Genomic DNA, 4827 nt, shown 5'->3' with positions numbered 1-4827 from the left:
GGTTGTCGCTGTCCGCCCTCGTGCCGGTGCCGCGGAGGGGGGGGGGGGGCGACGCCCCCGGCACGCCCGGCAGCGAGCGGGCGGTGGGCCTGTGGGCCGACTACATCAAGGCGGTCAAGTAGGCCCGGCGGCCGGGCGACGGGGGGACCCCGCGGGGAGGCTCCGCCGCCCGGCCGCTCACTTGATCAGCGTCTTCCAGTCCGGCGCCTGCGCCGGGTCGAGCAGCCGCAGCTGGGCCAGGACCTTGGGGTCCTGGGCGTCGAGCCAGTCCGCCAGCTCCCGGAACGACACGCAGCGGACCTCCTGGCGCGGGCAGACGTCCTTCATCACGTCCTCGACGGCCTTCATGTAGATGCCGCCGTTCCAGTCCTCGAAGTGGTTGCCGATGAACATGGGCGCCCGGCTGCCGTTGTAGACGCGGTTGAAGCCGTTCAGGTACGACATCCGGGTCTGCGTCTGCCAGCCGGCGAACTTCGCCGGGTCGCCCTGGGTGCTGTCGCCGGACTGGTTGTAGAGGAAGTTGAAGTCCATCGAGAGGACCTGCGCCTCTTTGCCCTGCAATGGAACGAGTTGGAGGGGAAAGTTCCATATGTCCTGCTGCTTGGACGGCCACATCTGGAAGTCTCCGGAGGAACTCGCGTCGTAGCGCCAGCCGTACGGCTTGATCGCGGTCAGCAGGTTCTTCTGGCCCTCCAGGCACGGCGCCCGGCCGCCGACCACTTCCCGGTCCGGGTCGAAGGGCAGGGGCGCCTCCTTGGTGAAACCGGTGTTGGTCTTCCAGTTCTTCATGAAGGCGTACGTCTGGTCGATCTCGCTCTTCCACTCGGCGGGGCTCCAGTCACCGCCGCCCTTGGGCCCGCAGAAGTGCCCGTTGAAGTGCGAACCGATCTCGTCGCCGTCGCCCCAGGCGCCGCGCAGCTGCTCCAGCGTGGTCTTCACGTGCGGGACGGTCGGGTACGAGATCGCGGACGAGCCCGGACTGTGCTGCGGCGGCCGGTAGAGCATCTTCTTGCCGTCCGGCAGCAGGTATATGCCGGTGAGGAAGAAGGTCATGTGGGCCTTGCTCTCCCGGGCCACCTGGCGGAAGTGCGAGAAGAGGTGGTCGTCGCCCTCCAGCGCGCCGTCCCAGGAGAACACGACGAACTGCGGCGGCTTCTCGCCCGGCTTCAGCCGCTCGGGCTTGAGCTGCCCCGGCTGCGGGCCCGTGTAGGAGGTCGAGCCGTCCCCCAGCACCTTGACCTTGCCGTCCCAGGGCTCCTCCGTGCCCTTCTTCGCACCGCCCCCGGCGCCGCCCGCCGCGGGGTCCGCGAACCTCGCGTCGCCCTGGGCGGCCCCCGAGGCGCCGCCCAGGGTGAAGGCGTAGGCGGTCGCGGCGGCCCCTCCCAGGGCGATCACGGAGACGCCGATGACCAGCCGCTTGCGGTTCTGCGCCTTCCTGCGTTCCTTGCGGGCACTCCGGGACTCCGTCCGGACCTGCGAAGCGTCGTCGGCCTCGGCCATCGCGTATCCCCCCTGATCACCGCAGCAGGGCCGCGCATGGATGCTTCGTATGAATATAGAACTTGTCGGCACAGTAGCCGCACAGGTCCCCCACGCGTCCGTCACTTCACAGCCAACCCACAGGGTCACCGGTCAGGACACGAGGGTCTGCTCCTCCAGCTCGGTCAGCCGCACGGTGCACAGGCCGCCGCGTTCGGCCTTCACGTCCGTCACCTCGAGCTGTGTGCCGGGCGAGAGGATGAACTCCTCCTCGCCCGTGAACGCGGAGAACCGCTGGATGCCCACCGCCCGGCGCGGGACCACCTCGAAGAGCGTCCGCTTGCCCCGGCTGCCGAGGAAGGAGCGCGCCACGCCGAGCTGGGAGGTACAGGAGGACACGCCCCACCAGGTCACGGTCCGGCCGAGGGGGTACTGCGCCCGCAGGTCCAGCGACACCCCGCGCCACAGCGGCTCCGTGCGGGCGGGGAGCTGCGAAACGGCCGAGAACAGCAGCCTCAGGTAGGGGAGGTACGGGACGACCTTGGCGCGGTCCGGGGCGCGCAGGACGGCGTTGATCTCCCGGTAGAAGGCGGACTCGCAGGTGTAGAGGTGGAGGGCGGCGATGGCGTCGGCGGACAGGCCGCCGGCCGCTTCGTCCGCGCGCCGCTTGCCGAACTCGTGCGATCGCGTGACGTGCCGGTCGAGGTTGGCCAGCAGCCGGGCGACCGGGCCGACGGCGTCGGGGAAGTCCATGAGCGGGGTGTCGAAGACACCGGTGATCGCGGGGAGGACGAGCCCCTCGTCCTTGACGCCGGCGAGCCGCTCCAGGTAGAGCTGGTGCAGCTCCATGGTGGAGGCGATGAACGCGCCCATGCGTTCGGCGACGTCACCGTCGGTCCCGCCGGCCCCGGCCGCGCGCTCGTTCCACCCCTTGCTCGGCAGCCAGTCGACCGGGGCGGCGCCCAGCGAGGCGAGGGCCTCGTTCACCATCGCGAAATGATCACCCTCGCAGAAGATGTCGCCCTGCGCCGCGGGGTTCGCGTGGTCGATGTGCCGGACCTCGACCTCGGGGTACTTCTCCTGGAGCCGGAGGACGACCTTCTTCAGGTTGCGCGCGTGGGCCCCCCACCACGCGAAGACGACACCGCGGTCCTCCTCGTCGGCGTTCTGCTTGGCCCGGAGGATCTCTTCGATGATCTTCTCGGTGACCGGACGCCAGAACCCGGTGTGCCGGTCGGTTCCGGTCGATCCGTCGCCGCTGGCGGTGAGGGCCGCGTTCAGCAGGAGGACGCCCTGGGTGAGCATCGCCTGGAACCACTCCGGCGGCTGGACGGTGTCCTGCTCCTTGAGCAGCGCGCGGACGTCGGCGATCGGGGTCTTCTTGGGTATGCCGTACTTCCACATCGCCGCCGCCTTGATGATGCAGCGGATGCTGACGACCCGGCCGAACTGGCTGTCCTTCCAGTCGTGGAAGGTGTTGTCGAACATGGCTATGCCGGTCGCGCTCTCCGGGCGCGGGTACGGGTTCTGCCCGAAGACGACCACCTTCCACTTGTGCGGCGGGTTGGGCTTGAGCGCCTGGAAGGTCAGTTCGCGGACGGGAACGACCTCGGAGCCGCGTCCGGCACCGATGAACGAGGCCGCGTCCGGCTGCGCCTCGATGACCGGCTTCAGCAGCGGAAGCCACGGCTCGCCGCCGCCTTTGAACAGTTCGGTGAGGCCCAGCGGGTCGTTCGAGTCGGGCTGGGCCGGGACGTTGGCATCGCGCATGGTGAAGGAACTCCCAGGAGAGGAACCGTGCTGAGGGATGGAGGGGCGTCCGGAACGCCGCGTCCGCCTGCGGACCGGCCCGGCTCTCGCGTCGTGGACGCAGGCTTCGGCTCGGGCGCGGTCAGCGGAAATCTGGCGGCAGGCTAACACCCGGTCAGCACGCCCGCAATCGTGACGATGGGTCACCAGCCGGGTCCGGAAAGGGCGTTGTCAGTGGGGCGCGGTAACGTCGTGACCAGTGGAAGGACCCGTATCCCGCAAGGAGTGGACCATGTCCGTAGAAGCCGTGCAGTCGTCGCTGAGGGTAGTGCTGACCGACCTCAACACCGATGTGGTGGAGGCGTGGCGGGCCGCGTTCGCCGACACGCCGGGGATCGAGATCCGCAACGGTTCGATCCTGGACGAGGACGTCGACGCCTGGGTCACCCCGACCAATTCCAAGGGCCTGATGGACGGCGGGGTCGACGCGGTGATCAAGCGACACCTGGGGGCGGGCATCCAGCTGCGTGTCCAGCGGGCGATCCGCGACCGGTTCGCGGGCAGCCTCCCGGTGGGGAGCGCGGTGTGCGTCCGGTCCGGGGCGGTCAAGCCGAGGTTCCTCATATCGACGCCGACGATGGAGTCGTCCTCGGAGAACGTGAGCGAGACCCTCAACGTGGCTCTGGCGTGCGCGGCCGCCTTCCAGGCGGTCCACCAGCAGAACAGGGAGGAGCCGGGCAGCATCCGGTCCGTGGCCCTGGTCGGCATGGGTGCGCGGACCGGGCGGGTGCCGGCCCGGGTGTGCGCCAACCTGATGTGGACGGGGCACACCCTGTTCCAGGACTTCCGCTTCGAGGACTACGAGCACCTGCGCGGCACGATCGTCGCGCAGCTCGAGGACATCGAGAACGCCCCCGCCGAGAGCCGGGTCCGCATAGCCCCGCCCGAGTCCCCCTCCTGCCGCCGCTGATTTCACCCGGCACATCCGGGGTACGCGCGCGGCGGCCGGCGGGCGGGCGGTTGCGTCCGGAAGCGGTGACATGCGTCACACATCACCCGCCGGGGCGGCGGGCTTGGCGGAGATCGTCAGCGCATCGACATTTCGCTATTTGTCCCTGTTTGGCGTTGACATGCCGCACTCCGCCGGAAACGGAATCACTGACTCTCATTTAGCCTCGGCCAACGCGGCTGATGGGGGGTGGTTCTAGCGGCGCGTCAGGTCTCCGCCGGAACGGCCACGGCGAGGGCATGCACGATCTTCCGGTCGTTTCAAGCCGGGGCCCCTACCTACTACGCACCGTAGTAGATCGGGCTTGCCAGGCCGTTGCCGGGCTTTTAAGAATGGCGATTCCTCCGGCGCCCTTGCGGTCCGGCGCCGGGAGCTTCGCGATCACCGAGTGAGGTCCCGCATGAAGAAGCACCGTAAGAAGACGCACTACAGGAAAATAGCCGTCGCCGTCGGCGCGCTGGCCATCGTGGGTGTGCCCACCGCCGCCACGGCGTGCCTGGACACCCAGGAGACCGGTCCCGTACGGACCGCAGCGGCGCAGCACGACGCCCGCCCCTGGCAGGACTCCCGCTTCGGCGGCCAGGACTCCC

The 4827-nt window shown here is 69.4% G+C and carries 3 protein-coding genes and 1 pseudogene; 2 read left to right on the top strand and 2 right to left on the bottom strand.

What is annotated here, in order from left to right; all coding sequences use genetic code 11:
- Nucleotides 1-177: 177 nt before the first annotated feature.
- The gene (locus ACFV0Q_RS38415) at nt 178-1500 is read right to left on the bottom strand and encodes a hypothetical protein (RefSeq protein ID WP_385012323.1); all 1323 of its coding nucleotides are present in this window, start codon (nt 1498-1500) and stop codon (nt 178-180) included.
- A gap of 132 nt (nt 1501-1632) precedes the next feature.
- Nucleotides 1633-3249, bottom strand: a complete 1617-nt coding sequence (locus ACFV0Q_RS38410; protein WP_385012322.1) for an ADP-ribosyltransferase domain-containing protein — start codon at nt 3247-3249, stop codon at nt 1633-1635.
- Between the two features lie 271 nt (nt 3250-3520).
- Between ACFV0Q_RS38410 and ACFV0Q_RS38405 the strand changes: the two genes are divergently transcribed.
- Complete coding sequence (locus ACFV0Q_RS38405) at nt 3521-4198, top strand: macro domain-containing protein (protein WP_385012320.1); 678 nt, start codon at nt 3521-3523, stop codon at nt 4196-4198.
- 439 nt (nt 4199-4637) lie between these two features.
- Nucleotides 4638-4827, top strand: a pseudogene (locus ACFV0Q_RS38400) (CAP domain-containing protein); the annotation flags it as partial.

This window comes from Streptomyces sp. NPDC059564 (genome assembly GCF_042735575.1).
Taxonomy (GTDB): domain Bacteria; phylum Actinomycetota; class Actinomycetes; order Streptomycetales; family Streptomycetaceae; genus Streptomyces.
This window is presented reverse-complemented; position numbering and strand designations above follow the sequence as displayed.